26 protein-coding genes are annotated in these 24,353 nt (G+C 58.5%); 22 read left to right on the top strand and 4 right to left on the bottom strand.

Features of this window, described 5'->3' with window-relative positions:
- Positions 1-93 precede the first annotated feature (93 nt).
- The 22 genes from B3C1_RS07270 (at position 94) to B3C1_RS07165 (ending at position 20,852) form a co-directional block, all read left to right on the top strand.
- Positions 94-1,023 (top strand): chemotaxis protein CheV, encoded by a 930-nt coding sequence (locus B3C1_RS07270; protein ID WP_008483898.1) that lies wholly within the window; start codon positions 94-96, stop codon positions 1,021-1,023.
- A 1-nt stretch (position 1,024) separates the two neighbouring features.
- Entirely contained in the window at positions 1,025-1,861 is an 837-nt protein-coding gene (locus B3C1_RS07265; RefSeq protein ID WP_008483897.1) for a CheR family methyltransferase, read from the top strand.
- Positions 1,862-1,915: 54 nt separating this feature from the next.
- Positions 1,916-2,314, top strand: coding sequence for a flagellar basal body rod protein FlgB (gene flgB / locus B3C1_RS07260; RefSeq protein WP_008483895.1), 399 nt, complete (start codon positions 1,916-1,918; stop codon positions 2,312-2,314).
- A gap of 2 nt (positions 2,315-2,316) precedes the next feature.
- On the top strand, positions 2,317-2,730 hold the full coding sequence (flgC, locus tag B3C1_RS07255) for a flagellar basal body rod protein FlgC (RefSeq protein ID WP_008483894.1): 414 nt from the start codon (positions 2,317-2,319) through the stop codon (positions 2,728-2,730).
- A 14-nt stretch (positions 2,731-2,744) separates the two neighbouring features.
- Complete coding sequence (locus tag B3C1_RS07250; protein ID WP_008483892.1) at positions 2,745-3,434, top strand: flagellar hook assembly protein FlgD; 690 nt, start codon at positions 2,745-2,747, stop codon at positions 3,432-3,434.
- Positions 3,435-3,449: 15 nt separating this feature from the next.
- On the top strand, positions 3,450-4,751 hold the full coding sequence (gene flgE / locus B3C1_RS07245; protein WP_008483891.1) for a flagellar hook protein FlgE: 1,302 nt from the start codon (positions 3,450-3,452) through the stop codon (positions 4,749-4,751).
- Between the two features lie 105 nt (positions 4,752-4,856).
- Positions 4,857-5,603 (top strand): flagellar basal-body rod protein FlgF, encoded by a 747-nt coding sequence (gene flgF / locus B3C1_RS07240; RefSeq protein ID WP_008483889.1) that lies wholly within the window; start codon positions 4,857-4,859, stop codon positions 5,601-5,603.
- Between the two features lie 10 nt (positions 5,604-5,613).
- Positions 5,614-6,402 carry a flagellar basal-body rod protein FlgG gene (gene flgG / locus B3C1_RS07235; RefSeq protein ID WP_008483888.1) on the top strand — a complete coding sequence of 263 codons (789 nt, stop codon included), beginning with the start codon at positions 5,614-5,616 and terminating at the stop codon, positions 6,400-6,402.
- A gap of 9 nt (positions 6,403-6,411) precedes the next feature.
- Positions 6,412-7,083: a flagellar basal body L-ring protein FlgH gene (gene flgH / locus B3C1_RS07230; protein ID WP_008483887.1), complete on the top strand. Its 672-nt coding sequence runs from the start codon at positions 6,412-6,414 to the stop codon at positions 7,081-7,083.
- Positions 7,084-7,094: 11 nt separating this feature from the next.
- Positions 7,095-8,177 (top strand): flagellar basal body P-ring protein FlgI, encoded by a 1,083-nt coding sequence (locus B3C1_RS07225; protein ID WP_008483886.1) that lies wholly within the window; start codon positions 7,095-7,097, stop codon positions 8,175-8,177.
- Positions 8,174-9,127: a flagellar assembly peptidoglycan hydrolase FlgJ gene (gene flgJ / locus B3C1_RS07220; RefSeq protein ID WP_008483885.1), complete on the top strand. Its 954-nt coding sequence runs from the start codon at positions 8,174-8,176 to the stop codon at positions 9,125-9,127. The genes B3C1_RS07225 and flgJ overlap by 4 nt, the downstream gene beginning before the upstream one ends.
- Positions 9,127-11,127 carry a flagellar hook-associated protein FlgK gene (gene flgK / locus B3C1_RS07215; protein WP_008483883.1) on the top strand — a complete coding sequence of 667 codons (2,001 nt, stop codon included), beginning with the start codon at positions 9,127-9,129 and terminating at the stop codon, positions 11,125-11,127. The genes flgJ and flgK overlap by 1 nt, the downstream gene beginning before the upstream one ends.
- A 4-nt stretch (positions 11,128-11,131) precedes the next feature.
- A complete protein-coding gene (gene flgL, locus B3C1_RS07210; RefSeq protein ID WP_008483882.1) occupies positions 11,132-12,349 on the top strand; it encodes a flagellar hook-associated protein FlgL in 1,218 nt (405 codons plus the stop codon).
- 83 nt (positions 12,350-12,432) lie between these two features.
- Positions 12,433-13,263 carry a flagellin N-terminal helical domain-containing protein gene (locus B3C1_RS07205; protein WP_008483881.1) on the top strand — a complete coding sequence of 277 codons (831 nt, stop codon included), beginning with the start codon at positions 12,433-12,435 and terminating at the stop codon, positions 13,261-13,263.
- Positions 13,264-13,685: 422 nt separating this feature from the next.
- On the top strand, positions 13,686-14,507 hold the full coding sequence (locus B3C1_RS07200; RefSeq protein WP_035481386.1) for a flagellin N-terminal helical domain-containing protein: 822 nt from the start codon (positions 13,686-13,688) through the stop codon (positions 14,505-14,507).
- 72 nt (positions 14,508-14,579) lie between these two features.
- A complete protein-coding gene (locus tag B3C1_RS19320) occupies positions 14,580-14,957 on the top strand; it encodes a flagellar protein FlaG (RefSeq protein ID WP_008483879.1) in 378 nt (125 codons plus the stop codon).
- A 28-nt stretch (positions 14,958-14,985) separates the two neighbouring features.
- On the top strand, positions 14,986-16,395 hold the full coding sequence (gene fliD / locus B3C1_RS07190; RefSeq protein ID WP_008483878.1) for a flagellar filament capping protein FliD: 1,410 nt from the start codon (positions 14,986-14,988) through the stop codon (positions 16,393-16,395).
- A gap of 28 nt (positions 16,396-16,423) precedes the next feature.
- A complete protein-coding gene (gene fliS / locus B3C1_RS07185) occupies positions 16,424-16,855 on the top strand; it encodes a flagellar export chaperone FliS (RefSeq protein ID WP_008483877.1) in 432 nt (143 codons plus the stop codon).
- Positions 16,852-17,172 (top strand): hypothetical protein, encoded by a 321-nt coding sequence (locus B3C1_RS07180; protein ID WP_008483875.1) that lies wholly within the window; start codon positions 16,852-16,854, stop codon positions 17,170-17,172. Before fliS ends, B3C1_RS07180 begins: the two co-directional genes overlap by 4 nt.
- A gap of 2 nt (positions 17,173-17,174) precedes the next feature.
- Positions 17,175-19,271, top strand: coding sequence for a motility associated factor glycosyltransferase family protein (locus B3C1_RS07175; RefSeq protein WP_008483872.1), 2,097 nt, complete (start codon positions 17,175-17,177; stop codon positions 19,269-19,271).
- Between the two features lie 10 nt (positions 19,272-19,281).
- Positions 19,282-20,589, top strand: coding sequence for a motility associated factor glycosyltransferase family protein (locus B3C1_RS07170; protein WP_008483870.1), 1,308 nt, complete (start codon positions 19,282-19,284; stop codon positions 20,587-20,589).
- Positions 20,589-20,852: a hypothetical protein gene (locus B3C1_RS07165; RefSeq protein ID WP_008483868.1), complete on the top strand. Its 264-nt coding sequence runs from the start codon at positions 20,589-20,591 to the stop codon at positions 20,850-20,852. The genes B3C1_RS07170 and B3C1_RS07165 overlap by 1 nt, the downstream gene beginning before the upstream one ends.
- Positions 20,853-20,884: 32 nt before the next feature.
- On the opposite strand, the gene B3C1_RS07160 is transcribed toward B3C1_RS07165, so the two are convergent.
- From B3C1_RS07160 to B3C1_RS07145, 4 genes are read right to left on the bottom strand one after another with little or no spacing between them, the layout of a single operon-like run.
- Complete coding sequence (locus B3C1_RS07160; protein ID WP_008483867.1) at positions 20,885-21,646, bottom strand: oxidoreductase; 762 nt, start codon at positions 21,644-21,646, stop codon at positions 20,885-20,887.
- Entirely contained in the window at positions 21,630-22,331 is a 702-nt protein-coding gene (locus B3C1_RS07155) for an acylneuraminate cytidylyltransferase family protein (protein ID WP_008483866.1), read from the bottom strand. The genes B3C1_RS07160 and B3C1_RS07155 overlap by 17 nt, the downstream gene beginning before the upstream one ends.
- A complete protein-coding gene (locus B3C1_RS07150; protein WP_008483865.1) occupies positions 22,328-23,296 on the bottom strand; it encodes a Gfo/Idh/MocA family protein in 969 nt (322 codons plus the stop codon). The genes B3C1_RS07155 and B3C1_RS07150 overlap by 4 nt, the downstream gene beginning before the upstream one ends.
- Positions 23,296-24,351 (bottom strand): nucleotidyltransferase family protein, encoded by a 1,056-nt coding sequence (locus tag B3C1_RS07145; protein WP_008483864.1) that lies wholly within the window; start codon positions 24,349-24,351, stop codon positions 23,296-23,298. The genes B3C1_RS07150 and B3C1_RS07145 overlap by 1 nt, the downstream gene beginning before the upstream one ends.
- Positions 24,352-24,353 lie beyond the last annotated feature (2 nt).

Raw genomic sequence — 24,353 nt, 5'->3', positions numbered from 1 at the left:
CCAGGTCACGTCGGTAATATGTCACTTCAAGGCTGTGATATGATGGCACGCAAAAGCTGTGCCCATCTGCACAACAAGCAAAAGAGGTAAGGTATGGCGGGGATTCTCGACACGGTCAACCAACGCACCCAGCTGGTGGGGCAGAACCGCCTGGAACTGTTGATGTTCCGGTTGGGCTCCAAGCAGCGTTTTGGCATCAACGTCTTTAAGGTGCGCGAGGTGTTGCAGTGCCCACCCCTAACCGCCTTGCCCAAACGTAAGACCAGTATTCGCGGTGTGGCCCATATCCGGGGCCAAACCCTGTCGGTGATCGACCTGCGCCAGGCCATGGGTGGCCGCCCCACCGAAGACGTCTCCAACTGCTTTGTGATCATCACCGAGTACAACCGCTCAGTGCAGGGCTTTTTGGTCCATTCGGTGGACCGCATCGTCAACTGCAACTGGGAGAACATCCAGCCGCCGCCCAAAGGGGCAGGCCGTTTCAGCTACCTGACCGCCGTAACCGAAGTGGACGGCGAAATGGTTGAACTGCTGGACGTGGAAAAGATCCTCGATGAGATAAGCCCGGCCAACGCCACCACCAGCCCCGACACCCTGGCCGGCACCGAAAACCTGCAGACCAACAGGATACTGCTGGTGGCCGACGACTCTTCCGTGGCCCGTGGCCAAATCAAGCGGGCCCTGGCCCCTTTGGGGATCCCCATGGAACTGGTCAAGGACGGTCGTGAAGGGCTGGAGTACCTGCGCGATATCGCCAGCCAGTGCGAGCGCTCCATTACCGAAAAAGTCTGTTTGCTGATCTCCGATGTGGAAATGCCGGAGATGGACGGCTATACACTGACTGCAGAAGTCAAAGCCGACCCTAAGATGAAGGATTTGCAGGTGATTTTGCATACTTCCCTGTCTGGGGTGTTCAACCAGGCCATGGTTACCCGGGTGGGTGCCAATAAATTCATCGCCAAATTCAACCCTGATGAACTGGCCAATGCGGTAAAAGAATGCCTGATGATAGAGGCGGGTTAGAGTGGATAAAGCGCTAAGCGAGCAGGACTACGCAACCTTCCGACGTTACCTGGAGAGCCAATGCGGCATCGTGCTGGGTGACAATAAACAGTACCTGGTCAAGAGCCGGTTATCGCCCCTGCTGGGCCGTTACCGCCAGGGCTCTTTGGGGGAGATCATCTTGTCGGTGGTCAATGGCCGTGACCGGGAGCTGCAAAGCGCCGTCATCGACGCCATGACTACCAACGAGACCCTGTGGTTTCGTGACGGCTACCCCTTTGAACTCTTGTCCGACAAACTCTTCCCCGAGTTGGGTAAGGGCGGCAAGACGGTGAAGATCTGGTCGGCCGCCTGCTCTTCGGGGCAGGAGCCCTATTCCATCGCCATCAAGGCCCTGGAGCACCAGGTCAAAAAGCCCGGCACCTTGCCGGGTGGGGTGCAAATCCTTGCCACCGATATCTCCCAGGCCATGCTCAGCCAATGCCAAGTGGGGGAATACGACAGCCTGGCCCTGGGCCGTGGCATGAACGACGAGCGCAAGCGCCTGTATTTTGACGAAACCACCGACGGCACCTGGAAGGTCAAACCCAACGTCAAGCGCCTGGTTACCTTCCGCCATTTCAACCTGTTGTCAAGCTACGCGCTGCTTGGCAAGTTTGACCTGGTTTTTTGTCGTAACGTGCTGATTTATTTCTCACAAGAAAACAAGTTGAAGATACTCGAAGGCATAGCCCGCACCCTCAATCCGGGCGGCTACCTGTTCCTTGGCGCCTCCGAGTCCATGCCGACGGCGGCCACCGACTTTGAGATGGTGCGCTGTAACCCCGGTATCATCTACCGCCGCAAAGAACATCTATAGTCCCTTCCTGGCACGCATCTTGCCTCTGTTGAGTCAGTCAATGGAGGCAAGATCATGTCCATCAGCTTCGACAACGCATTTGGTATCCACGAGCAGGCTGTGACCTTACGTCAGCAGCGTGCCGAGCTGTTGGCCGGCAACCTGGCCAACGCCGATACCCCCGGTTACAAGGCAAAAGACCTGGATTTCAAGGCGGCACTCAGCGCTGCCCAGTCCAAGCAAAGTGGCATGTCCCTGGCCCAAACCAGTGAAGGTCACCTGGCGGCAAGCCTTGGCCTCCATCCGGCAGCCGGTTTCCGCAACCCTGACCAACCCGATACCGGCGACGGCAACAGTGTCGACGTCCAGGTGGAACGTAACCTCTTCTTGCAAAACGCCCTGGAATACCAGACTTCGCTGCAGTTCCTGGGCGGCAGGATCAAAGGGCTGATGACGGCCATCAAGGGAGAATAACCATGAGCCTATACCGCATTTTTGATATTGCCGGCAGTGCCATGAGCGCCCAGTCCATGCGCCTGAACACCACGGCGTCCAACCTGGCCAACGCCGACTCGGTGTCCAGCTCCCTGGACAGCACCTATAAGTCTCGCCAGCCGGTGTTTGCCGCCGCCCTGGACGAGGCCCAATCCGAACAACAAGGGGTTGGGGTCAAGGTGCTGGGTATCGTCGAGTCCGAGCGCCCCCTGGTCCGCGAGTACCACCCGGATCATCCCATGGCGGACAAAGATGGCTTTATCTACAAGCCCAACGTCAACGTGGTGGAGGAGATGACCAACATGATCTCCGCTTCGCGCAACTACCAGACCAATGTGCAGGTGGCCGACACCGCTAAGCAGATGTTGGCCCGCACCTTGCAGTTGGGTCAGTAAAAGGGGAGTAACGGATGAGCATTTCATCAACCACCACGGATCCCTTGGCTAATTCCCGTTGGGATACCCAGGAAACCGTTGAAGCGGCTAACAACAATGCCCTGGACCAGGAAGACTTCCTGGCGCTGCTGACCAAGCAGCTGGCCTACCAGGATCCGTTCAAGCCGGTGGACAACGACCAGATGATTTCCCAGATGGCGTCCTTCGCGACAGTGGACGGCATCAACTCCATGGCCGAACAGTTTGGCAGCCTGAACGAGATCATGACCTCCAGCCAGGCGCTGCAGGCTTCCACCCTGGTTGGCCAGAAAGTGCTGGTGCCCTCCGACACCGGTTACCTGGCTGCCGGTGGCACCATGGAAGGGGTTTTGACCTCCAGCGAGAACATGAAGAACGTGACCGTCCGTATCGAGGACGAGAGCGGCCAGCTGATCAAGACCATCGACATGAAGGACTTGGCGGCAGGCAACAACAAGATCACCTGGGACGGCACCAACAACGCTGGTGAAGCCGTCAAGGAAGGCAACTACGTCTTTAAAGCCCAGGCCCTGGTCGGCGGTGAACGCGTCGATTTGGCCGTGGCGGCGTATGCCAGTGTGGACTCTGTCACTTTGGGCTCTGCGGCCTCCGGTGGCGTGGTATTGAACCTTCAGGGCCTGGGGGGCATTCGCTTGAGCGATGTCCTGGAAGTGGCCAAAGCCTGATAAGAGGATAACGCTATGTCATTCAATATTTCCCTGAGTGGCCTGAACGCGGCCCAGAAAGACTTGGACGTCACCAGTAACAACATTTCCAACGCCAATACCTACGGGTTCAAGCAGTCCCGTGCGGAATTTGCCGACGTCTACGCCAGCTCTATTTTCTCCAACCCCCGTACCAAGGTGGGTGACGGTGCTGTGACTTCGTCTGTGGCCCAGCAGTTCCACCAGGGTGCCCTGCAGTTCACCAACAACACCTTCGACCTGGCTATCAACGGCAACGGCTTCTTTGCCCTGAGCAGCGACGTCAACTCCAACGAGCTGACCTATACCCGCGCCGGTAACTTCAAGCTCAACAAAGAAAACTACGTGGTGGACAACCAGGGCAACTACCTCAAGGTGTTCCCGGTCAACCCCGACGGCACCTCCGCTTCTGCGGCTCTGTCCACTGCCCAGTCCCTGCAGGTGCCGGACTCCGTGGGTACGCCGTTGCAGACCGGCAACGTCAACCTGGACCTGAACCTGCCGGCCGGTGCCCCGGCCTATGACGTGACCCAGTTCGACCCTACCAAGTCGGGCACGTACAACAACGCCACCTCGGTTACCATCTATGACTCCCTGGGTCAGTCACACACCATGACGACCTACTACATCAAAGATGACACCACCCCCAACACCTGGAACGCTTTTGCCTTTGTGGACGGCAAACCGGTGAGCATTGCCGGCAGCACCGGCCCCAGCTACACCGACGCGTCCGGTACCTATAACGGCTATGTGATGAACTTCGATTCCACCGGCCAACCTGGTACCCCGCCGACCGTACCGGCTACCCTGACTACCGATCCCCTGGCCGGTGTGCTGACCAACGGTTCCGACGGTACTCAGACCATTACCCTGAACTACCAGAACCAGTCCCAGTTCGCCGACACCTTTACCGTCAACGCCATTGACCAAGACGGCCTGACCGTGGGTCGCCTGACCGGTGTTGAGGTGGGTGCCGACGGCCTGGTCCGTGCTTCCTACTCCAACGGTACCACCGAGCCCCTGGGCCGGGTTGCCCTGGTGCGCTTTGCCAACGAGCAGGGCCTGAGCCAGGCCGGTAACACCGGCTGGAAGGCCAGCACCGAGTCCGGTGAGCCTCTGGCTGGTGAACCGGATTCCGGTACCTTCGGTAACATCCGCTCCGGCGCCCTGGAGTCCTCCAACGTGGACCTGACCCAGGAACTGGTGGACCTCATCACCGCCCAGCGTAACTTCCAGGCCAACAGCCGGGCCATCGAGGTGTCCAACACCCTGCAGCAGAACATCCTGCAGATCCGCTAAGGCTCTGCTTCGCTGCCCAAGCCCGCCATCAGGCGGGCTTTCTTTTTTGGCATTGCAATTGCATTGCAATTGGCCATGACCATCGCGTTGACAGAGGACTGACAGATGGACCGGTTACTTTACCTGGCCATGAGCGGCGCCAACCAGGACATGCATGCCCTGACCGCCCGGGCCAACAACCTGGCCAATGCCAAGACCACCGGCTTCAAGGCCGATTTCGCCCAGGCCCGCGCCATGCAGGTTTTTGGCGACGGTATGCCGACCCGGGTTTTTGCCATGAGCGAGCGCCCAGGCCAACGTTTTGACGCCGGTTCTCTGGAAACCACGGGCCGTACCCTGGACGTGGCCGTCGAAGGTGAAGGCTGGCTGGCCGTACAGGGCGCCAACGGCACCGAAGGCTACACCCGGGCCGGTAACCTGCGGGTGTCCGATACCGGCCTGCTGGAAACCGCCAAGGGTGAGTTGGTGCTGGGCGAGGGGGATGCCCCTATCGCTGTTCCCCTGCCTTACGCCAAGCTGGAGATCGCCGGCGACGGCACCATCAGCGTGCTGCCCCAGGGTGCCCCGGCCAACGCCATAGAGCAGGTCAACCGTATCAAGCTGGTCAACCCCGAATTCAGCGACCTGGTAAAGGGTGAAGACGGCCTCTTTCGTCAAAAAGATGGCACCAACGCCCTGGCCGAGGCCAATGTGCGCCTGTTGCAAGGGGCCCTGGAGGGCTCCAACGTCAACCCGGTGGAAGAAATGACAGCCCTTATCGACCTGCAGCGCCAGTTTGAGCTGCAGCTCAAGATGATGAAGACCGCCGAAGACATGGATGCGTCCCACAACAACCTGTTGCGTTTGACCTAAGGAGTAACCCATGAATCCTGCATTGTGGATTTCCAAAACCGGCCTTGATGCCCAGCAGACTGACATCTCGGTTATCTCCAACAACCTGGCCAACGCATCCACTGTCGGCTTTAAAAAGAGCCGGGCGGTGTTCGAAGACTTGCTGTATCAGAACATCCACCAGCCAGGGGCCCAGTCGTCCCAAAACACCGAGATGCCTTCCGGCCTGATGCTGGGCACCGGTGTCAAGGTATCGGCGACCCAGAAGACCTTTAGCCAGGGTAACCGCCTGAGCACTGACAACAGCCTGGACATGATGATTGAAGGCCCGGGCTTTTTCGAAGTGCTGATGCCGGACGGCACCATTTCCTATACCCGTAATGGCCAGTTTGCCCTCAACGACGAAGGCACCCTGGTAACGGCCGGGGCAGGCTATGAGATCCAGCCGGCCATCAATATCCCCGACAACGCCCAGTCCATCTCTGTGAGCAGTGACGGCCAGGTATCGGTCAGGGTCGCCGGCCAGGCCGACGAAGTGGTGGTGGGTCAGTTGAACGTCACCAACTTCGTCAACCCCCAGGGTCTGGAGCCCATAGGCCAGAACCTGTTCCAGGAAACCGGTGCCTCAGGGGCCCCCCAGCAGGGCGTGGCTGGCCTGGATGGCCTGGGCACAGTGCAGCAGGGGGCCTTGGAGACCTCCAACGTCAACGTGACCGAGGAGCTGGTCAACCTTATCGAAACCCAGCGCGTCTACGAGATGAACTCCAAGGTGATCTCTGCCGTTGACGAGATGATGGGTTACGTCAACAACCAGTTGTAAGGGGGCTTTATGCGTAGCCTGGCTGTCTGTGCGATCTTGTTTTTGGGGGGCTGTGCCACGTACGGCCCCAAACCCATTCCCGATGATCCGGACTTTGCTCCTGTGCTGCCGGCATTTGATGAGCAACCCCTGGTGGCCACCGGCTCCATGTATTTTGACGCTGCCGCCCAAAACCTCTACTCGGACCGTAAGGCGGCCCGGGTAGGGGATATCATCACCATCATGCTCGAAGAGAGCACCAGCGCCAAGAAATCGGCTACCACCGAGCTGAAGAAAGAAAGCTCGGTGGACCTGCCTGCGCCCACCGTCATGGGCCGCCCCGTTACCATCAACGGCAACACCCTGGGGGTAGGCATAGACGGTAAGAACGAGTTCAAGGGCGAGTCCGACGCCGACCAGGCCAACCAGCTGAACGGCGCCATTTCGGTGCACGTGATCCGGGTGCTGCCCAATGGCACCCTGATGGTGCGCGGCGAGAAGTGGATCACCCTTAACAACGGTGAAGAATTTATCCGCCTCACCGGCATAGTCCGCCAGGACGACATCACAGCCGATAACACAGTCCAGTCCACCCGGGTGGCTAATGCCCGTATCCAGTATTCGGGTACCGGCGCCTTCAGCGATACCCAGCAACAAGGTTGGCTGGCCCGCTTCTTTAACTCGCCCCTGTGGCCCTTCTGAGGACTATCGCCATGAAACGCCTGTGGTTTTTGGCTCTGTTGCTGACCGCTTCGGTGCAGGCCGAACGGATCAAGGACGTGGCGTCTGTGGCCGGGGTGCGGGATAACCAACTGGTGGGCTACGGCCTGGTGGTGGGCTTGCCCGGTACCGGTGAGCAGAGCCCTTTCACCGAACAGTCCTTTGCCTCCATGCTGCGCAACTTCGGCATCCAGTTGCCGTCCGGTCGCCGTCCCAATATCAAGAACGTGGCGGCGGTAGCAGTCAGCGCCACCTTGCCGCCCTTTGCCAAGCCCGGCCAACAGATCGACATCACAGTGTCATCGGTAGGCTCGGCCAAGAGCCTGCGTGGCGGCACCTTGCTGCAAACCTTCCTCAAAGGCGTAGACGGCCAGATCTATGCTCTGGGCCAGGGCAACCTGGTGGTGTCGGGTTTTAGCGCCGAAGGGGCCGACGGCTCCAAGATAGTCGGCAACACCCCCACCGCTGGCCGCATCCCGGGCGGGGCCATAGTAGAGCGTGAAGTGGCATCGCCCTTTGCCCACTCCGACTTCATCACTTTTAACCTGCACCGTGCCGATTTCACCACCGCCAAGCGCATGGAAGATGCCATCAACGATCTGTTGGGGCCTGGGGTGGCCCAGGCCCTGGACGGGGCGTCCGTACAGGTGCGGGCCCCCAGGGATGTGGACCAGCGGGTCAGCTACCTCTCTACCCTGGAAAACCTGACCTTCGACCCGGCTACCGAGTCGGCCAAGGTCATCGTCAATTCCCGTACCGGTACCATAGTGGTGGGTTCGGAAGTGCGGCTTAAGCCGGCTGCCATCACCCATGGCGGTTTGACCATCACCATCACCGAGAACCCGCAGGTGAGCCAGCCCAACGCCTTTGGCCAGGGACAGACGGTGGTGACCCCCAACTCCAACGTGGAAGTCACCGAGAGCCAGGCGCGGATGTTTTATTTCGACCCCGGTGTGACCCTGCAGGACCTGGTCAGAGCGGTCAACCAAGTGGGGGCGGCTCCTTCCGATGTCATGGCTATCCTTGAGGCCCTCAAACAGGCAGGGGCCCTGTCCGGGGAGTTGATCGTGATATGAACACGCCGTTATTTACCGACCTGGCGGGGCTGGACAAGCTCCGCCAGGGGGCCCAAAAGCAGGACGACAAGGCCCTGCTGGAAACGGCCAAGCAGTTCGAGTCCATCTTTGTCCGCCAACTGCTTAAAAGCATGCGCGACGCCAATGCCGTTTTCGAAAAAAACAGCCCCTTCAACACCTCCAGTATGAATTTCTACCGGGATATGCAGGACCAGCAAATGGCCCTGGAAATCGCCAATAAAGGCGGCCTTGGCCTGGCGGAAATCATTGCCCAGCAGCTCAAACCCGACGGCAAGACCCTGATGCCGGCCTCCGCCATAGGTGTCAGCCGCCAGGTCAGTTCTGTCGAGATGGGTACCGCTGTGACAGCGGCAAAGACGGGCGGCAAAAGTGCGCCGCCGGCCCCAACCATTGCCAAGGCCAGCGCCGAAGAGCCAGCGCCGTTGGCGGATGGTGAAGGCCAGGGCGGCATCAGTTTCGATAGCCCCAGCGCCTTTGTGGGCAGCCTGTTGCCCTATGCGCGGCAAGCGGCCTCCGCCATTGGCGTCAATCCCATGGTATTGGTGGCCCAGGCGGCCCTGGAAACCGGCTGGGGCCAGAAAGTGCTGAAAGGGGAGGGCGGCAAGAGCAGCCTTAACCTCTTTAACATCAAGGCCGGCAGCCAGTGGGACGGGGACAAGGTTACCGCTACCACCCTGGAATACGAGGGTCTTACTCCCAAGCGCGAAGTGGCACAATTTAGGGCTTATGACAGCCCCGAAGCCAGTTTCAGTGACTACATCCAGCTGCTGAAAGAGTCGCCTCGTTATCAAGAGGCAGTGAAGTGGGCCAAAGACTCGGCACGCTTTCTGCAGGAACTCCAGGGAGCGGGATACGCCACGGATCCGGATTACGCCAAGAAGATCCTCCAGGTGCTTGACCACCCCGCCATGAGTAAGGGAAGGCCGTAATGTCCAATGAAATGATGCGCATTGGGGTATCTGGCATCTATGCCAACCAGATAGCCCTCAATATTGCCGGTAATAACATCACCAACGTCAACACCGACGGGTATTCGCGCCAGCGGGTGGAATTTACCGCCGAAGTGCTGGGGGGGATCGACAGGGTCACTGTGCATCGGATGATGGACCAGTTCGCCCAGGCCCAGTTGCGTAAAGACACCACCAGCCTGGGATTTGCCGATGCTTACCTGACCCAGGCCAATCGCACCGACAAGCTGTTGGGGGATACCAGCAACGGCCTAAGTACAGGTATTGAAAACCTGTTTGCGCGCATCAACACCATGAACAATGAAGCCAGCTCCATTTCCAACCGTGAGCTGGTGCTGAGCGATTTTGGCAACATGCTGGAAAACTACCAGCGCCAGGCCGAACAGTTCTCGCTGCAGCAAAAAGAAGTCAACCAACAGCTGACCTCCTATAGCGAGAAGGCCAATGGCCTTATCGGCAGTATTTTCGGTATCAACCAGCAGTTGGCAGCGGTAGGCAATACCCAGAACGGCAGTCAGCGCTCCACCTTGCTGGATCAACGCGATGAGTACATCAGCCAGCTGTCCGAGCTGATGGACATCCAGGTTACCCAGTCCACCGGGGACGCAGTTAACGTAACCATGGCCAACGGTATGGCCCTGGTGCTGCCCGATAGCCGCTCTACCGTGCAGGTGTCCGCCGGTGACCCAGAGACCCGCCGCCTGGAAATGTCGGTGACCCTGGGTACCCAGACCTTCGAGCAAAAAGTGGCCGATGTGGGCGGCAAACTGGGTGGCCTTGGCAGTTTCCGCCAAGACGTGCTGGAGCCAGCCCAGCGCCAACTGGGGCAGATGGCCCTGGCCATGGCCGATGCGTTTAACAAGCAGAACAACCTGGGTTTGGATCTCAACGGCAACCTAGGCGGTGATATCTTCAAGCTGCCGACCCTGACCGCCTTTGGCATGAAGGACAATTCCAGTGCCGACCACTTGGTGACGGCGCAGGTCACCGACGGTACCCAGCTGACCGATCAGGACTATCAAATTGTCTTTACCACGGCCACCGACTACGAAGTCCAGGCCCTGGACAGCAGCGGCAAAGTGACCGGCACCCTGGCGACCGGTACCTTGCCGGCCCCTGCCAATGTGGACGGGTTGCAAATCGATTTTAGCGCCGCTACCCCGCCCGGGGCTTTTGCCGCCGGCGACACCTTTGTCTTGCACCCCACCCGGGATGCCATCAACCTGATGGATATGGCCATGGACCGCCCCGAGGAGCTGGCCCTGGCCTCTCCTATCGCGGTCAATAAGAATGCCAGCAACTTGGGTAGCGCCACGGTTTCCAGCATCGATGTTACCAACGTCGACCCGGCCACCTCCGGCTTTGCCACCACCTCGCCGGTGGCCCTGGACGCCACTGCCCCTGGCCGTATCGTCTTTTTGAGCGATACCCAGTACCAACTCTATGACCAGGGCGGTACCGCCATCGGCGGGCCCACCAACTTTGACTCGGAAACCCCCATTCCAGAGCCGCCTCTGGATTACGGCTTCTCCATCAAGCTGTCTGGAACGCCGGCGGCGGGGGATGAGTTCACCCTGGGGGTGAACCTCGACAGCGCTACCGGCGCCATGACCGCCAAGTCGGACAACAATAACGGCCTGAAGCTGGCCCAGTTGCAGACGGCGGAGATCGTTCGTCAGAACGAAGCCGGCGCCACAACCGTTATCGGCGAGAGCCTGACCACCGCCTTTTCCAGCCTGGTCAGCAATGTGGGTGACAAAACCGGTGCCATGCGCGTCAAACAGGAAGCGGCCCAGGCCCTTCATGACGAGAGCCAAGGCCGCCTGCAGGCGGTCGCCGGGGTTAACCTGGACGAAGAGGCGGCCAACCTCATTCAGTTCCAGCAAGCCTACTCAGCCACGGCGCGGATTTTGTCTACCGCCCAGAACGTCTTCGACAACCTGCTGCAAGCCATAGGGTAACGCCATGCGTATTTCGACCAACATGATTTACCAGTCAGGCCTGAACAACATCCTCAGTACCCAGGAGTTGTTGGTCAGGCTGCGCGACCAGGCCAGTACCCAGCAACGCATTCTGCAGCCGGCCGACGACCCGGCCGGGGCCGGCACCGTATTGCGGCTGACCGAACAGCTTGGCCTGTCCGAGCAGTTTCGTAAGAACGGCGACAACCTCAAGTCCCGCTTCGGTATCGCCGAAACATCCCTGTCGAGCATGACCGATGCCTTGGCCAAGGCCAGGACCCTGATGGTCCAGGCCCAAAACGGTGTGAACGGCCCTGACGAGAGGGAGGCTCTGGCCTCCGAACTGCTGGGGATCCGTGACCACCTACAGGATCTGATGAACACCCAGGACGCCAACGGCGACTACATCTTCTCGGGCAATGCCGGCAAAACGGCGCCCTACCAGAAGATAGCGGGGCAGTATGTTTATCAGGGTGACCAAGGGCGCCAGAATATCCAGGTTTCCCAAGGCTTTACCATCAATGCCAACTTCCCCGGCTTTGATCTGTTCGACAACCTGGATCCTTCATTGGGGGCTACCGGCACCCTGACTGCCGGCGCCGGCACTGTGACAACAGGGGTCAGAGACGAAGGAGGTTTCGATGCCTTCTACCGGGCCAACTACGATCCCAATAACCCGGCAGGCAATACTTTCAGTGTGACCACCGCCGCCGGCGCCCCTGATACCTATCAGATAACCGACAGCGGCGGCACCGTGCTGGCTAGCGGCAACTATGTGCCGGGTGAACCCATCGACTTCAACGGTCTGGATATCACCCTGGACGGTGCCGCCGGTGCCAGTGCCGATATCACCTTGGATGCGCCGGTTCGTGACAATATCCTCGACGGCTTGACCACCTACGCAGCCCAGTTGTCCGACCCCAGCCGGACTTTGCAGCAGCGGCAAGAAGATGCCGCTTATATCCAAAGTCTTGCCGAGAATACCTACAACAGCGTGGTTTCCGCCCAGGGGATCATCGGTGGCAGGGTCAATGTGCTGGATAACCTCAGCTCCAGCAGTGAGGCCATGGACGTGGTATTGCAGTCTAACCGTGCCGATATCGCCGAAGTGGACATCGCCGAGACGGTTTCCAAGCTGGCTCAGCAGCAAACCGTGATGCAAGCCGCTTACTCTGGCTTCCAAGTCGTCAATTCTTTGACCCTTTTCGACTATGTAAGATAACTGGCACGCTCGTTGCAGTGTTACGGGTGTAGCGCACCTCGTTGCGCGTCACTTGAAATCATCTTTCTTGGAAGGAGAGGATCATGGCACTGTACGTGAATACCAACGTGGCCTCATTGAACTCGCAACGAGTGATGTCACGTTCCACCAACGAGCTCGGCACCAGTTATGAACGCCTGTCTTCAGGCCTGCGGATCAATAGCGCCAAAGATGACGCCGCAGGCCTGCAAATTTCCAGCCGCTTGACCGCTCAGATCAACGGTCTGAACCAAGGGGCTCGCAACGCCAACGACGGTATCTCCCTGGCCCAAACCGCAGAAGGTGCCTTGGATGAATACAGCAATATACTGCAGCGTATGCGTACCCTGGCGGTGCAATCATCCAACGGTTCCAATACCACGGCAGACAGGACAGCCCTGAACGCCGAGTACACCAAGCTGGTGTCTGAACTCGATCGTATCGCCAATGACAGTGAATTTGGCGGCGTGAAGCTGCTCAACGGTTCTTACAGCGAACAGTTCCAGATCGGCGCCAACGCCGGGCAAACCATCAGTGTGTCTATTTCCCAGAACTTCTCGTCCGGCCAGGTTGGCGGTGCAGGTGGTCTGGGTGGCGGCATTGCCACTTTTACCAATGCTCAGAGCACCATCGGCAAAGTGGACCTGGCGTTGGAGTCGGTCAACTCCATTCGTTCTGATCTGGGTGCTACCCAGAACCGTTTCAGCTCGGTGATCCGCTCCCAGGAAAACACCGCCCAGAACCTGACCGCATCCCGCTCCCGCATCACCGATGCCGACTATGCGGCGGAAACGGCAACCCTGGCCCGAAACACCGTGCTGCAACAGGCCGCCAGTTCCATGCTGAGCCAAGCCAACCAGCAGCCGCAGATAGCCTTGTCATTGCTGCAAGGCTAACGGCTACCAGCGTCTGGCAAAAAGGCCGCCCTTTGGGCGGCCTTTATTTTATGCGCTGCTACTCCCGTTACCTGAAGCAGCTCCCTTTAGGAAAAATAGCCGGGAAAAATGTCGAAAAGGTCAAATTTTAACCAGGTTTTGGGGTGGGACCCTTGTGGCAGTGGGCTAAGCGGGAGTGAGGCGCCACTGTGCTGCGGAGGCCAATAAAATAGCGGAGTGTGGCGTCACCGTGTTGACCGACGTCCTTTGGCTGCTGGACGTTTCCATGAGTTTTTCTATTAAAAAAACTATTTATATAACCAAAACTTCTAAAAGTTTTGTTTCGGCGCGGCGATACAGAGTCTGAGCAAAATGAGTGGCGAGCGGTGAGCCAGGGTTGATTAACCAAGTCACCACGCCTTAATTCAATAGGAGACTCCACAATGGCTCTGTATGTAAACACTAACGTTGCGTCTTTGAACTCCCAACGTGTAATGTCCCGCTCCACCAACGAGCTGGGCACCAGCTACGAGCGTCTGTCCTCTGGTCTGCGTATCAACAGCGCCAAAGACGACGCTGCTGGCCTGCAAATCTCCAGCCGTCTGACCGCTCAGATCAACGGTCTGAACCAAGGCGCCCGTAACGCCAACGACGGTATCTCCCTGTCCCAGACCGCTGAAGGCGCCCTGGACGAGTACTCCAACCTGCTGCAGCGTATGCGTACCCTGGCGGTGCAATCCTCCAACGGTTCCAACACCACCGCTGACCGTACTGCTTTGAACGCAGAGTATTCAAAGCTGACCACCGAACTGGATCGTATCGTTACTGATACCGAATTCGGTGGCGTTAAACTGCTGAACAATACCTACAGTGAAGACTTCCAGATCGGTGCCAACGCTGGCCAGTTGATCAACGTTAAAATCAGTGGTGCCCTGAGCGCAGCTGGTGTTGGCGGTGACTTGACTACCGGCATCGCTACTTTTGCCACTGCCCAGACAGCAATTGATAAGCTGGATGCCGCTTTGGGTACCGTCAACAGCATCCGTGCCGACCTGGGTGCCACTCAGAACCGTTTCAGCTCTGTTATCCGCTCTCAGGAAAACACTGCTCAGAACCTGAGTGCCTCTCGTTCACGTATCACTGACGCTGACTACGCTGCCGAGACCGCTACCCTGGCCCGTAACAGCGTACTGCAGCAGGCTGCCAGCTCCATGCTGAGCCAGGCTAACCAACAGCCGCAGATCGCTCTGTCCCTGCTGGGCTAATTGCCTTAGGGTGATAAGTGACAGGATGGTGCCGTCAGGCACCATCCTTCTGTGGTGCCATAGGAGCTGGTCATGAGCGACGTAACTTCACTGTATTCCAACCTCTCTGGGGATAACCTTGGGATCAGCAGCGCCAAAGTAGCAGCTGACACCAAGTTGCAGGCTCAAGTCAAAGAAGAGCCGGCCCCTAACGCCACAGAGAAAACCGGGCAGAACCTGTCCGAGGCCGTGCAAACCCTTGCCGATTTCGTCAATTTGCGCAGCCATAACCTGAATTTTTCCACTGATGATTCGTCAGGCCACTTGGTCGTCAAGGTTGTTGATACCCAGACCGACGAGGTGATAAGGCAGATCCCCGCCGAAGAAGTACTGAAAACAGCTGAACGCGTTAAAGAATTGCGTTCCGAGCTGGGTCTGCAAATGGGCATGCTTCTTGATAAGAATGTCTGATTAACCCTTAAGTGAAGGAGGCATAGCGATGGCTGTTATTTCCAATGCCGGTATAGGTTCCGGTCTTCAGCTGGAAGACTTGATTGCAGTCTACGTCAATGCGGAGAAGGCGCCCAAAGAGGCTCTGCTCAACAGCAAGGAAGATTTAACCAAAGCCCAGCTTTCTGGTGTCGGCCAGTTGAAGTCGGCCCTGTCCTCCTTCCAAACCATCCTTAAAAAGCTGGCTGACCCTGCCTCTTTTGACAAAACCAGCATCAATATCTCGGGTCCTGATAGCGATGCGTTCAGTGTCGATACCCAGAATGCCAGTGCCGGTAACTTCCAGGTGGAAGTGCAGCAACTGGCCAAAGGCACCCGCCTGTCTTCCAATACCTTGGCTGGCGGCGCCAGCACCACTTTCGGTGCAGGTACCCTGAGCTTTGACGTGGGTGGTGACACCCTGGATATCACCGTCGATGCTGGTGACACCCTCTCTACCATTCGCCAAAAGATCAATGATGCCGGTGGCGCCTTAGGGGTCAGTGCCAACATTATCAACAGCGACAGCGGTGCGCAGCTGACCCTGACGTCCAGCAAAACTGGCGCCGCCAATAATATGACGGTGTCCTACAGTGGTGACGCTTCCCTGGCGGACCTGTCCACCGGGCTGAATGTCCAGCAAAGCGCCCAGGACGCCATTATCACTGTTGATGGCGCGACCATCAGCAGCGATACCAACACCTTCAGCAATGCTATTGAAGGTGTCAGTATCACGGCCAAAAAGGAAACCACAGGGCCCAATACCCTGGATGTCAGCCGTGATGTAGAGGGCTTGACCGACCTTATTAAAGAGTTCGTAGATGGCTACAACGCCCTTCGCAGTTCTCTCGATGCCCTGAGCGCCCCCGGTAGTGGCGGCGACAGCGACGATTCAGTGGCCGGTGGTTCCCTGGCCTTCGACCCCCTGGTGCGCAACCTTAAGCAACAGGCACAAGGCATGTTGAGTGGCTCAGTGGCTTCCCTCTCCGGCGGCATGGATTCTCTTTATCAAGCTGGTATCACCTTTGATAATTCAGGGAAGATGGAGATCCTCTCCTACGGCATCGGTTCTGGCCCTAGCGGTGAAGAGCGTTTGACCGACGCCATCAATAATAACTTTACTCAGCTTGGCCAGCTTTTTGCAGGGAGTGATGGGCTTGCAACGAAGCTGGACGGTGTCCTTGACACTTACCTTGAGTCCGACGGTGCCATTGCCCAACGGCAAACCTCACTGAACGATACACTCAAGGACATCACCAAGCAGCGTGAGGATCTGGAAACGCGGCTGAGTAACTACGAAGCCACCATGCGTGCCCGTTTCAACGCCCTTGACCAGATAGTGGCCCAGTATCAATCTACCGGTGACTACCTGACCAATGCGCTCAAATCCTTACCTTCGGTGTCAAGCAATAAGTCGTAACGAGCTTAACCGATGAAGGGGGTTCATCATGCGGATGAACATGAAGCAGTATCAAGGCGCGGACCGCAATGCGCGCCTTTTAAACGCCAACCCACACCAAGTGATCTTGATGCTGATGGACGGTGTGCTGGAAAAGATAGCCGTTGCCAAAGGCTGTTTAGAGCGCAATGACATCCCGGGTAAGAGCCAAGCCATCGATAAAGCCATAGGGCTTATCAGCGGCCTGCAGGGGGTTCTAGACACCGAGTCCGCCCCCGAGGCATCAAAGAACTTTTCTGCGTTTTACGATGTCATGACCCAGGGGCTTATCGAAGCCAGTGCGGGGCGGGATGTCGAACAGTTAGACCACCTCATCAAACTCTTCCTACCGTTGCGTGACGCCTGGCGAGACATGCCGGAGGCGCAAAAGCAGGAAGGCCTTAATCTCATTCAGCAAAAAGCGGCCTCCAAATCCCCATGAGCGGTTTTGAGGCCCGCTATCAGGCGGTATTGGCGGCACACCAAGAGGTGCTGGCAAGCCAGTCGGAGGCTGAGGGAGATGCCCTGGTGGCAGCCCTCTCCACCCGGCAACAGGCTTTAGAAACCCTGCTGGCCGGTGGCATTGCTGGCGAGGAAGCACGTTTTGAAGCCCTTGCCAGGCAGATCCTCGCCGATGACAGCCGTTCCCTCGTCGCTGTGCTGGATGAAAAGGAGCGCCTTGCCAAGGCAAGATTGCATCAAAGTAAAGCCAGCAGCGCCGTTAGCAGCTACCACAGCATTGCCAAGCAAAAGGGTTGAACATGAACAACCAAGCCGGAATAAGCCAGGCCGAAGACGCCCTGGCGGCTTTGGCGCGCCAGGAGCAAGCGCGTCAGCAATTGGCCAACAGCCTATCTCTGATTGGCTTTGATGATGATTACCTGGTGGCTCATTTCCGGGCCAACCTGCAATGCCTCGAGCACTACTTCCCCGACCTGGCCCGCTTTTTTCAAAGCTACAAACCCAAGCGCTATTTTATTGATGTGGTCAACGGCCGCCCCAATATTTTCGATGCCCAGCAGCGCCGCCATATCTACGCGGATGACAGCTTCCTCTACGCTCTCTCCCAGTACAACGAATTTCTAGAAAACCCTCACTCCACCCATGGCCGGCTGGAGATAGATGAAGTCAACCGGATGTCCTTCATCCACGTTGAGCACCTCAATGAACTGGTAAAAATTGAAAGGTCGCTGAGCGGCGATGCCAGTGGAGAGCTGCCGGCGCAGTTGGGACAGGTGCTATTGTTCGGTGCTGGCCTGGGTTTTCATACCGAGCTGCTGGTCAATAACCACCAGATCCGTGAACTGCACGTTATCGAACCGGACCTTGATCTGTTTTACGCCAGCCTCTTTGTCACCGCCTGGTTCCACCTGCTGCCCCTTATCGATGCCCGGGGTGGCAGCCTGCATTTTAACCTGGGTGATGGGGCCTCCGAAGCCTTTGACGAGATACTCAAGCTTGGTGAAAAGCGTGGCTACTATAAGGCCGCTTTAGCCTACACCTATGTGCATTACCTGACCCCCGAGCTGGAATCCCTTATCAGTAAGTACAAGGAACGCTATTTCGAACTGGTCAGTGGCTGGGGTTTTTATGATGACGCTGTTATTGCCATAGCTCACCAGGGCTTGAATCTGGATAACAATGTTCCCCTGCTGCGTACCCAAGCCCCGCAAGCGCTTGCCGAGGTACCGGTCTTTGTTTGTGCCAACGGCCCGTCTCTAGATAAAGCCATCGACTTCATCCGCCAGCACCAGGACAAGGCCCTTATTGTCTCCGGCGGCTCCTCCCTGCGCTCCCTGGTGAAGTACGGCATCACCCCGGACATCCATTGTGAGCAGGAGCGGCTCAATATCGTTGCCGATCTGCTCGACAATATCGGTCAGCCGGAACTCCTTGCCAAACTGAATGTTATGGCTCCCGGGTCTGTTACGCCAGAGGTGTTTAAGCGATTTGGCCGCGGCCTGATGGTGCCCAAGTCCCGCGAGGCAAGTTCTGCTGCATTGATGGAGCTGGAGGGCTTTAAAGTGCACTTCGAAGTGGCCAACTTCCTGAACCCGACGGTCACCAACACCGGCCTTAGGATGTTGTCGGCCATGGGCTTTAGGAATTTCTACCTTTTTGGGGTCGACCTGGGCTATCCCAGTGGCGAGCACCACTCCAAGAACAGCTTCTATTTTAATGAAAAAGGGCAGGATAAGGGCATTTTCACCACCAATGACGAAATGCTTGTTGCCGGTAATAGAGGCGGCCAAGTGGCCACCAACCCCATATTCAACCTGTCTCGCCGCCGCATCGAAGGCCTGCTCAAGGTGATGCCGGAGCTTAACTGTTACAACTTCGGTGAGGGCGCCCTGATTGAAGGTGCCGAGAGTTGCCAATTAGGTGACAAGGTTCCGACTGTGGTGCTGGACAAGGCAAGCTTGGTTGACGGTCTTTACCAGGCTGCGGCCGAGGATAACCAGAGCCAGCGTTTTGCCGCGCCCTATTGGCAGCTCTTTGCCCCAGAGGTTATCGATGAAGCCATCGATACCTTGTTGGCCATCCTTGACCACGATGTCACCAGCCGCGAACAGGCCGGAAACATGATGGACGCCGTATTTGCCCAGCTGATTGCCTGGAGCAACCAAGGTCGATTCCATCTGGCCGAAATTTTCGAAGGCAGCATGAACTATTACCAGTCGGTGCTGTGCCGTATCGCCTATGCCCCGGTCGACACCGACAGGGCGCTGACCGACTTCAACAAGGCTAAAGGTCACTACATGGCGCTGTTCAAGGCGATACCGGCCCATTATCGCCGCCATTATCGCATCGTCGACCCCATTGCCTTGGCGTCCTTCGGCGACAACTGGAACAGCTAGCAGGTCAGTGATGAGTGAGTTTTACGCCGCCAATGTGGCGGCCTTAGAAAAGCGTTGGCCGCAATTGCTCCAGCGCCTGACCGAGGTGGCCTGCCAATATCCCCTGGGGGCGGTGGACATCGCCGAAGGCTTGGAAGGTACCCTAAAGATTGACGGGGTGCAGCTCACCAGCCGTCATGGCCGCCAGGCCGAGGCCCAGGTGATTGCCGGCCAAATCAAACCGGCGCAATCGGCTTTGCACCTATACGGCTGCGGCCTTGGTGATGTGCAGCTGCATTTGCTGGCAAGAAGCCAGACCCAGTCCCTGAAGGTGCATATTCTTAACGAGGCCCTGTTCTTATTGGTATTGCAGGTCTCCGACCAGACCCCTTGGCTTAGAGACAGTCGGGTGCAACTGGATATTGCCGCCAATGAAGGGGATATCCATGGCGGCTTTGCCTGTTATCCGTCAGAGTTGGTGTTAGCCAGTCCCAATAACGTCAAGATCCGCGAACGGCTGGTCAGTGAGCTGGACAGCACCTTTGTAAACCAGAAGTTTATCGACGAACTGCCCGCCATGTTGGCGGTGGCCGACAGTAATGGCACCAGGCTGGCTGACGATGCCAATGTTGCATCGCTCTTTGCCCCCTTGAGTGCCGGGCGGGAGATCTGGGTGGCGGCAACGGGCCCTTCCTTGAGTTTTCAGCTGCCCCGCATCAAGGCGGCCAAGGCCAAACCCCAGGCGCCGTTGTTGATCGCTGTCGATACGGCCCTAAAAGCCCTTTTGGCTGCGGGTATAGTCCCCGACTTGGTGGTGACCCAGGACCATCGCATCAGCGGCGACTACTTTCCCAAGGACAGGCCCGCTTCGTTAAAGCTGGTCTACTTTCCGCTGTCAAACCCCACCCTGTTGGACGCCTGGCAAGGGCCAAGGTATAGCGCTGTGGGCACCAGCCCCATGCAGCTGAAAGTCCGGGAACACCTGGGCCGTGATGAGGGTGCCTTGCATACTGCCGGCAGTGTCATTCACCCGGCGGTGGATCTGGCGGTAAAGATGGGCGCCGGCAAGGTGGTGCTCTTTGGCGCCGACTTTGCCTACATCAAAAACCGGACCCACAGCGGCTGGGCGGATGGGGAGATAGGCCCCGACCACACCCAGACCCAGGAGTGGACCCTCAACGGCCATGGGGAAAAGGTGGCGACCCTGCGTAACTTCAAAAGCTACCTGGTGGAGCTGGAGCGCTATATTGCCAAGCATCCCCAGGTGCAGTTTTTCAATACCAGTAGGGAAGGCTCGCCCATTGCCGGCACCAGCTATGCGCCGGAGTGGCTGGACTGATGGCGACCATGGACACTTATCGCCAGCAGGCCATTGCCCTGGCACACCGCTTTCGCCTCGGGCTCAATACCGAGGCGGCCCTGGACATGGTGGAGCTCCTTGGCGCCCTGGCAGGGGACTTTGCGCCTGCTGAGCCGCAGCAGCAACAAACCCTCAATGCCATCATGACCCTCATCCTGCAATGCCAAGAACGCCAGGACTGGCTGGGCTTGGCAGACTACCTGGAATACGAGTTGGTGCAGCTCCTTGCTGCCAAAGCCTAAAAAAGCCGCCCTAGGGCGGCTTTTTTTATGGCTTAGAGGCTAAAGCCGTCATCGATGGTGAGGTTCTGGCCGGTGACATAGGCCGAGGCGTCGGACAGCAAAAAGAGGATGCTGCCGAGTATGTCATCCACATCGAGCATGCCTTTACCGTGGCTCTGCCCCTGGTAGGCCGCCAAGAAGGCCGGGGGCTGGCCGTCCCTGAGGCCGCCGGGGCTGACGCTATTGGCGCGAAAGCGGCTGTCTTTGACATAGGCCACCACGTACTTGGTCAGGTGCACTATGGCCGACTTGATGGCGGCGTATTCCACCGGCATGGTCATGGGGGTGTCTTCGTACACCGAAAAGCGCGGAGCGATAACCCCATAGATGGACGAGAGGTTCACCAGGGAGAAGGGCCGTTGGCGCGCCTGAAAGTAGGCGGCGCACTGCTGGGTGAACAAAAAGGCACTGCCCAGGTGCAGCGACAGGTTCTCGTTGAACGAGTCGAGGCTGACATCGAAAAAGTGGGCACCGTAGCGGCTGTTCCTGGGATAGGTGGTGTTAACGGCGCCGTCGAGGTCGGCACTGGCGAAAAGGGCTTTGACGTCCCCTTCCTGGGTGATGTCCAGGGCCCTTAGTTCCAGCATCGCTGACGCGTTATCCACCCCCAGCCTGCCAAGTTTGGAGGCCAGCAGGGTCACATCCAAGTCTGCCGCCAGGACCTTGGCACCGGCATCCAGCAGCGCCTTGACCAGGTGGCTGCCCAGCAGGCCACCGGCCCCGGCCACCAGTACTGTCTTATTCGCCAGTTGCATTCTTACTCCTCAAAATGGCTTCGGCCAGCATGAAATCGTAGATATCGTCGATGTCCACAGCCCTGTCTTTGGGCACTTCCACCGCCGTCACCTTGCCGGCAAAGAGCCCGTCATGGCCCCGGATAAAATCAGGGCGGGTCACATAAACCACAGTGGTGATGTCAAACACCACAGGGGCGTCCTGGCGCCGGCTGATGCCTTGGGCCGGTGGGTTGACCAGGGTTACCAGGCCATCTTGGCCCCGCTTGACCATGTTGAAATAGGGGCTGTTATCCGCCGGCGTCATGGAAATGCAGATGTCGGCCTGGTCGGCCTCCAGGCGGGCCATAGCCGCTTCCACGTCTTCGGGGGCTTTGAGGGGGCTGGTGGCAGGCAGGCTGACGAAAGTGTCAAAGGGGCCGTAGCGCTCGGTGACCCAGTCCACCGCATGGCGCCAGGCCAGCCATTCCGGGGCCCTGTCCGAGGCCAGCTGCGGCGGGCGCTCTATCACCTCGGCGCCGCCCTGGCGGGCCACCCGGGCGATATCGGGGTCGTCGGTGGACACAAAAACCTTACTCAGCGCCGGCACCGCCAGGGCGGTGTCGATGGCGTACTGAAGCAGGGGTTTGCCGGCCAGGGGCTTGATGTTCTTGCCCGGCAGGCCCTTTGAGCCGCCCCTGGCAAAGATAAACGCGTATGCACTCATGGGATCCAATCCGCCTCGGTCTTGATGAGGTCGATAAGGTGCACCGTCTGGGCCGCTTCGGCCAGGGTGCAAAGGGAAGAGGGGCCTGGCCGGTTGAGCTGCGCTTCAAAACTTTGCAGCATGGCCAGGTACATGCCGTTTTTGTCCCATTCCGGGGCGCTATACAGGGTTTCCTGGCCTTGTGCTGTGGTCAGGGTCAGGCGGTTGGCCAGCAGGTCCCAGTCCAGGCGGCCCAGTTCGCCAACGATCTGGCAGTGGCGCTGGGGTTGGCTTTGCAGGAGATCCATATGTACCTGGCAGACGGCGCCGCCCTGGGTGGTCAGGCAAAGGTCGGCGCCGCATTCGACTTCAACCCCCAGCAGGTTGCCGCCTCGCAGCAGGGCGTGGCGCAGCGCAAGGGGCCCCAGCAACCACTGCAGGTAATCCAGCTCATGGCTCAGCTCCAGCAGCACCCCGCCCCCCAGGTGCCGGTTGGCCGACACCGATTGGCGATAATCGATATGGGGGCGCCACTGGGCCAGGTGCTGGCCGACATTGACGCTGACATGGAGCAGTTGCCCCAGGGCATTGGCCTGCAGCAGGGCTTTAAGCTGCCCGGCGGCCGGTAAAAAACGCAGGCAATAGCCGACGGCGGCAACGGCCTTGCTTGCCTGGGGTAGCAGGGCCAGCTGCGCCGCCTCGGCCACCAGGGGTTTTTCGATAAGGCAGGGAATGCCGGCCCCCAGCAATGGTTCAGCCTGCTGGGCGTGAAAAGGGGCAGGGGAGGCGATGACGGCGTAATCGGGGGCCGCTGCCATTACCGCCTCAAGGCTTGGCAATACCAGGCTGGCGTCGGCCACGGGCTCGGTGACGGGGCGGCCGCTGGCCGCCATGGCCAGAATGTCGGCCTTGGGGTGCAGCTGCCTTAGGTTGCGGCGGTGGCGGGCACTGATATTGCCAAGGCCAATAACGGCAATCCTTTCCATCAATCTGACCCCAAGACGCCGATATCCACCTGGGCGCGGCGGTAGTCATCGACCCGGCCTATGTCCAGCCAGTAGTCGAAGGTGGTGTAGATCCCCACCTTGTGGCCCTGGCCCATGCGTTCTTCCAGCAGGGTGGGCATGTCAATGCGGGTATCGGCCTGCACGGCGCCGATGGCCTTGGGGCTAAGCACATAGATGCCGGTGTTGACGTGGTAGCGGTGCAGGGGCTTTTCGGTCATGGCGGTGATGAGTTCCCCCTGGCTTTCCACCACCCCGAAGGGAATTTGGTATTCGTATTCCCGTACGCACATGGTGGCGTCGAAGTCGTGCTGCTGGTGGTGCTTGAGCAGCCGCACAAAGTCAACCTTGGTGAGCACGTCGCCGTTCATCATGATCAGGGGCAGGGCCGGCAGATCTTTTGGTAGCAGCCCCAAGGCGCCCCCGGTTCCCAGGGGCTGGTCTTCGTGGACGTAGGTGATGCTGGCCCCAAAGTTACTGCCGTCGCCGAAGTAATCGCGGATCATCTCCGGCATAAAATGGGTGGAGATATAGAGGTTATGAAAGCCTTGGCGCACAAAACGCTCCACCAGGTGTGCCAGCAGGGGCTTATCCCCCACCATCAGCATCGGCTTGGGGCAGTGCTCGGTCAGGGGCCTTAGGCGGGTGCCAAAGCCCCCGGCCATGATAAAGACCGGGTTGTCAAAACGGGGTTGGGCCAGCAGATCCTTGAGGGTTTGCAGGCCAAGCACCTTACCCTGGTTGTCTACTATGGGCAGGGTGGTGATGTCGAACTGGCGCATCATCGCCAACATCTGTGCCTTGCTGTGGTTGGCGTTGGCGCACTGGGGGCGGCAATTCATCACGTTCGATGCCGGGTCGGTCATTTCTGCATCGGCCAGCAGGCCACGGCGGATGTCGCCGTCGGTGACAATGCCCAGCAGCTTGTCGTTGTTGTCGCACACCAGTCCTATCCGCAAGGCGCCCTGGGTGATGATCCGCATGGCTTCCCTGATGGTGGTGTCGCGGGTCAGCCGCGTGTTGGCCCATTGATGCATAA

This window comes from Gallaecimonas xiamenensis 3-C-1, from assembly GCF_000299915.1.
Lineage (GTDB): Bacteria > Pseudomonadota > Gammaproteobacteria > Enterobacterales > Gallaecimonadaceae > Gallaecimonas > Gallaecimonas xiamenensis.
The sequence above is the reverse complement of the archived record's forward strand: the minus strand, read 5'-3'. Positions and strand labels throughout refer to the sequence as shown.

What these genes read in the sequence shown, in the direction of transcription:
- B3C1_RS07270 (WP_008483898.1), top strand. Translation starts at nt 94, where the DNA reads ATGGCGGGGATTCTCGACACGGTCAACCAACGCACCCAGCTGGTGGGG.
- flgB (WP_008483895.1), top strand. Translation starts at nt 1,916, where the DNA reads ATGTCCATCAGCTTCGACAACGCATTTGGTATCCACGAGCAGGCTGTG.
- flgC (WP_008483894.1), top strand. Translation starts at nt 2,317, where the DNA reads ATGAGCCTATACCGCATTTTTGATATTGCCGGCAGTGCCATGAGCGCC.
- B3C1_RS07250 (WP_008483892.1), top strand. Translation starts at nt 2,745, where the DNA reads ATGAGCATTTCATCAACCACCACGGATCCCTTGGCTAATTCCCGTTGG.
- flgE (WP_008483891.1), top strand. Translation starts at nt 3,450, where the DNA reads ATGTCATTCAATATTTCCCTGAGTGGCCTGAACGCGGCCCAGAAAGAC.
- flgF (WP_008483889.1), top strand. Translation starts at nt 4,857, where the DNA reads ATGGACCGGTTACTTTACCTGGCCATGAGCGGCGCCAACCAGGACATG.
- flgG (WP_008483888.1), top strand. Translation starts at nt 5,614, where the DNA reads ATGAATCCTGCATTGTGGATTTCCAAAACCGGCCTTGATGCCCAGCAG.
- flgH (WP_008483887.1), top strand. Translation starts at nt 6,412, where the DNA reads ATGCGTAGCCTGGCTGTCTGTGCGATCTTGTTTTTGGGGGGCTGTGCC.
- B3C1_RS07225 (WP_008483886.1), top strand. Translation starts at nt 7,095, where the DNA reads ATGAAACGCCTGTGGTTTTTGGCTCTGTTGCTGACCGCTTCGGTGCAG.
- flgJ (WP_008483885.1), top strand. Translation starts at nt 8,174, where the DNA reads ATGAACACGCCGTTATTTACCGACCTGGCGGGGCTGGACAAGCTCCGC.
- flgK (WP_008483883.1), top strand. Translation starts at nt 9,127, where the DNA reads ATGTCCAATGAAATGATGCGCATTGGGGTATCTGGCATCTATGCCAAC.
- flgL (WP_008483882.1), top strand. Translation starts at nt 11,132, where the DNA reads ATGCGTATTTCGACCAACATGATTTACCAGTCAGGCCTGAACAACATC.
- B3C1_RS07205 (WP_008483881.1), top strand. Translation starts at nt 12,433, where the DNA reads ATGGCACTGTACGTGAATACCAACGTGGCCTCATTGAACTCGCAACGA.
- B3C1_RS07200 (WP_035481386.1), top strand. Translation starts at nt 13,686, where the DNA reads ATGGCTCTGTATGTAAACACTAACGTTGCGTCTTTGAACTCCCAACGT.
- B3C1_RS19320 (WP_008483879.1), top strand. Translation starts at nt 14,580, where the DNA reads ATGAGCGACGTAACTTCACTGTATTCCAACCTCTCTGGGGATAACCTT.
- fliD (WP_008483878.1), top strand. Translation starts at nt 14,986, where the DNA reads ATGGCTGTTATTTCCAATGCCGGTATAGGTTCCGGTCTTCAGCTGGAA.
- fliS (WP_008483877.1), top strand. Translation starts at nt 16,424, where the DNA reads ATGCGGATGAACATGAAGCAGTATCAAGGCGCGGACCGCAATGCGCGC.
- B3C1_RS07180 (WP_008483875.1), top strand. Translation starts at nt 16,852, where the DNA reads ATGAGCGGTTTTGAGGCCCGCTATCAGGCGGTATTGGCGGCACACCAA.
- B3C1_RS07175 (WP_008483872.1), top strand. Translation starts at nt 17,175, where the DNA reads ATGAACAACCAAGCCGGAATAAGCCAGGCCGAAGACGCCCTGGCGGCT.
- B3C1_RS07170 (WP_008483870.1), top strand. Translation starts at nt 19,282, where the DNA reads ATGAGTGAGTTTTACGCCGCCAATGTGGCGGCCTTAGAAAAGCGTTGG.
- B3C1_RS07165 (WP_008483868.1), top strand. Translation starts at nt 20,589, where the DNA reads ATGGCGACCATGGACACTTATCGCCAGCAGGCCATTGCCCTGGCACAC.
- B3C1_RS07160 (WP_008483867.1), bottom strand. Translation starts at nt 21,646, where the DNA reads ATGCAACTGGCGAATAAGACAGTACTGGTGGCCGGGGCCGGTGGCCTG.
- B3C1_RS07155 (WP_008483866.1), bottom strand. Translation starts at nt 22,331, where the DNA reads ATGAGTGCATACGCGTTTATCTTTGCCAGGGGCGGCTCAAAGGGCCTG.
- B3C1_RS07150 (WP_008483865.1), bottom strand. Translation starts at nt 23,296, where the DNA reads ATGGAAAGGATTGCCGTTATTGGCCTTGGCAATATCAGTGCCCGCCAC.
- B3C1_RS07145 (WP_008483864.1), bottom strand. Translation starts at nt 24,351, where the DNA reads ATGCATCAATGGGCCAACACGCGGCTGACCCGCGACACCACCATCAGG.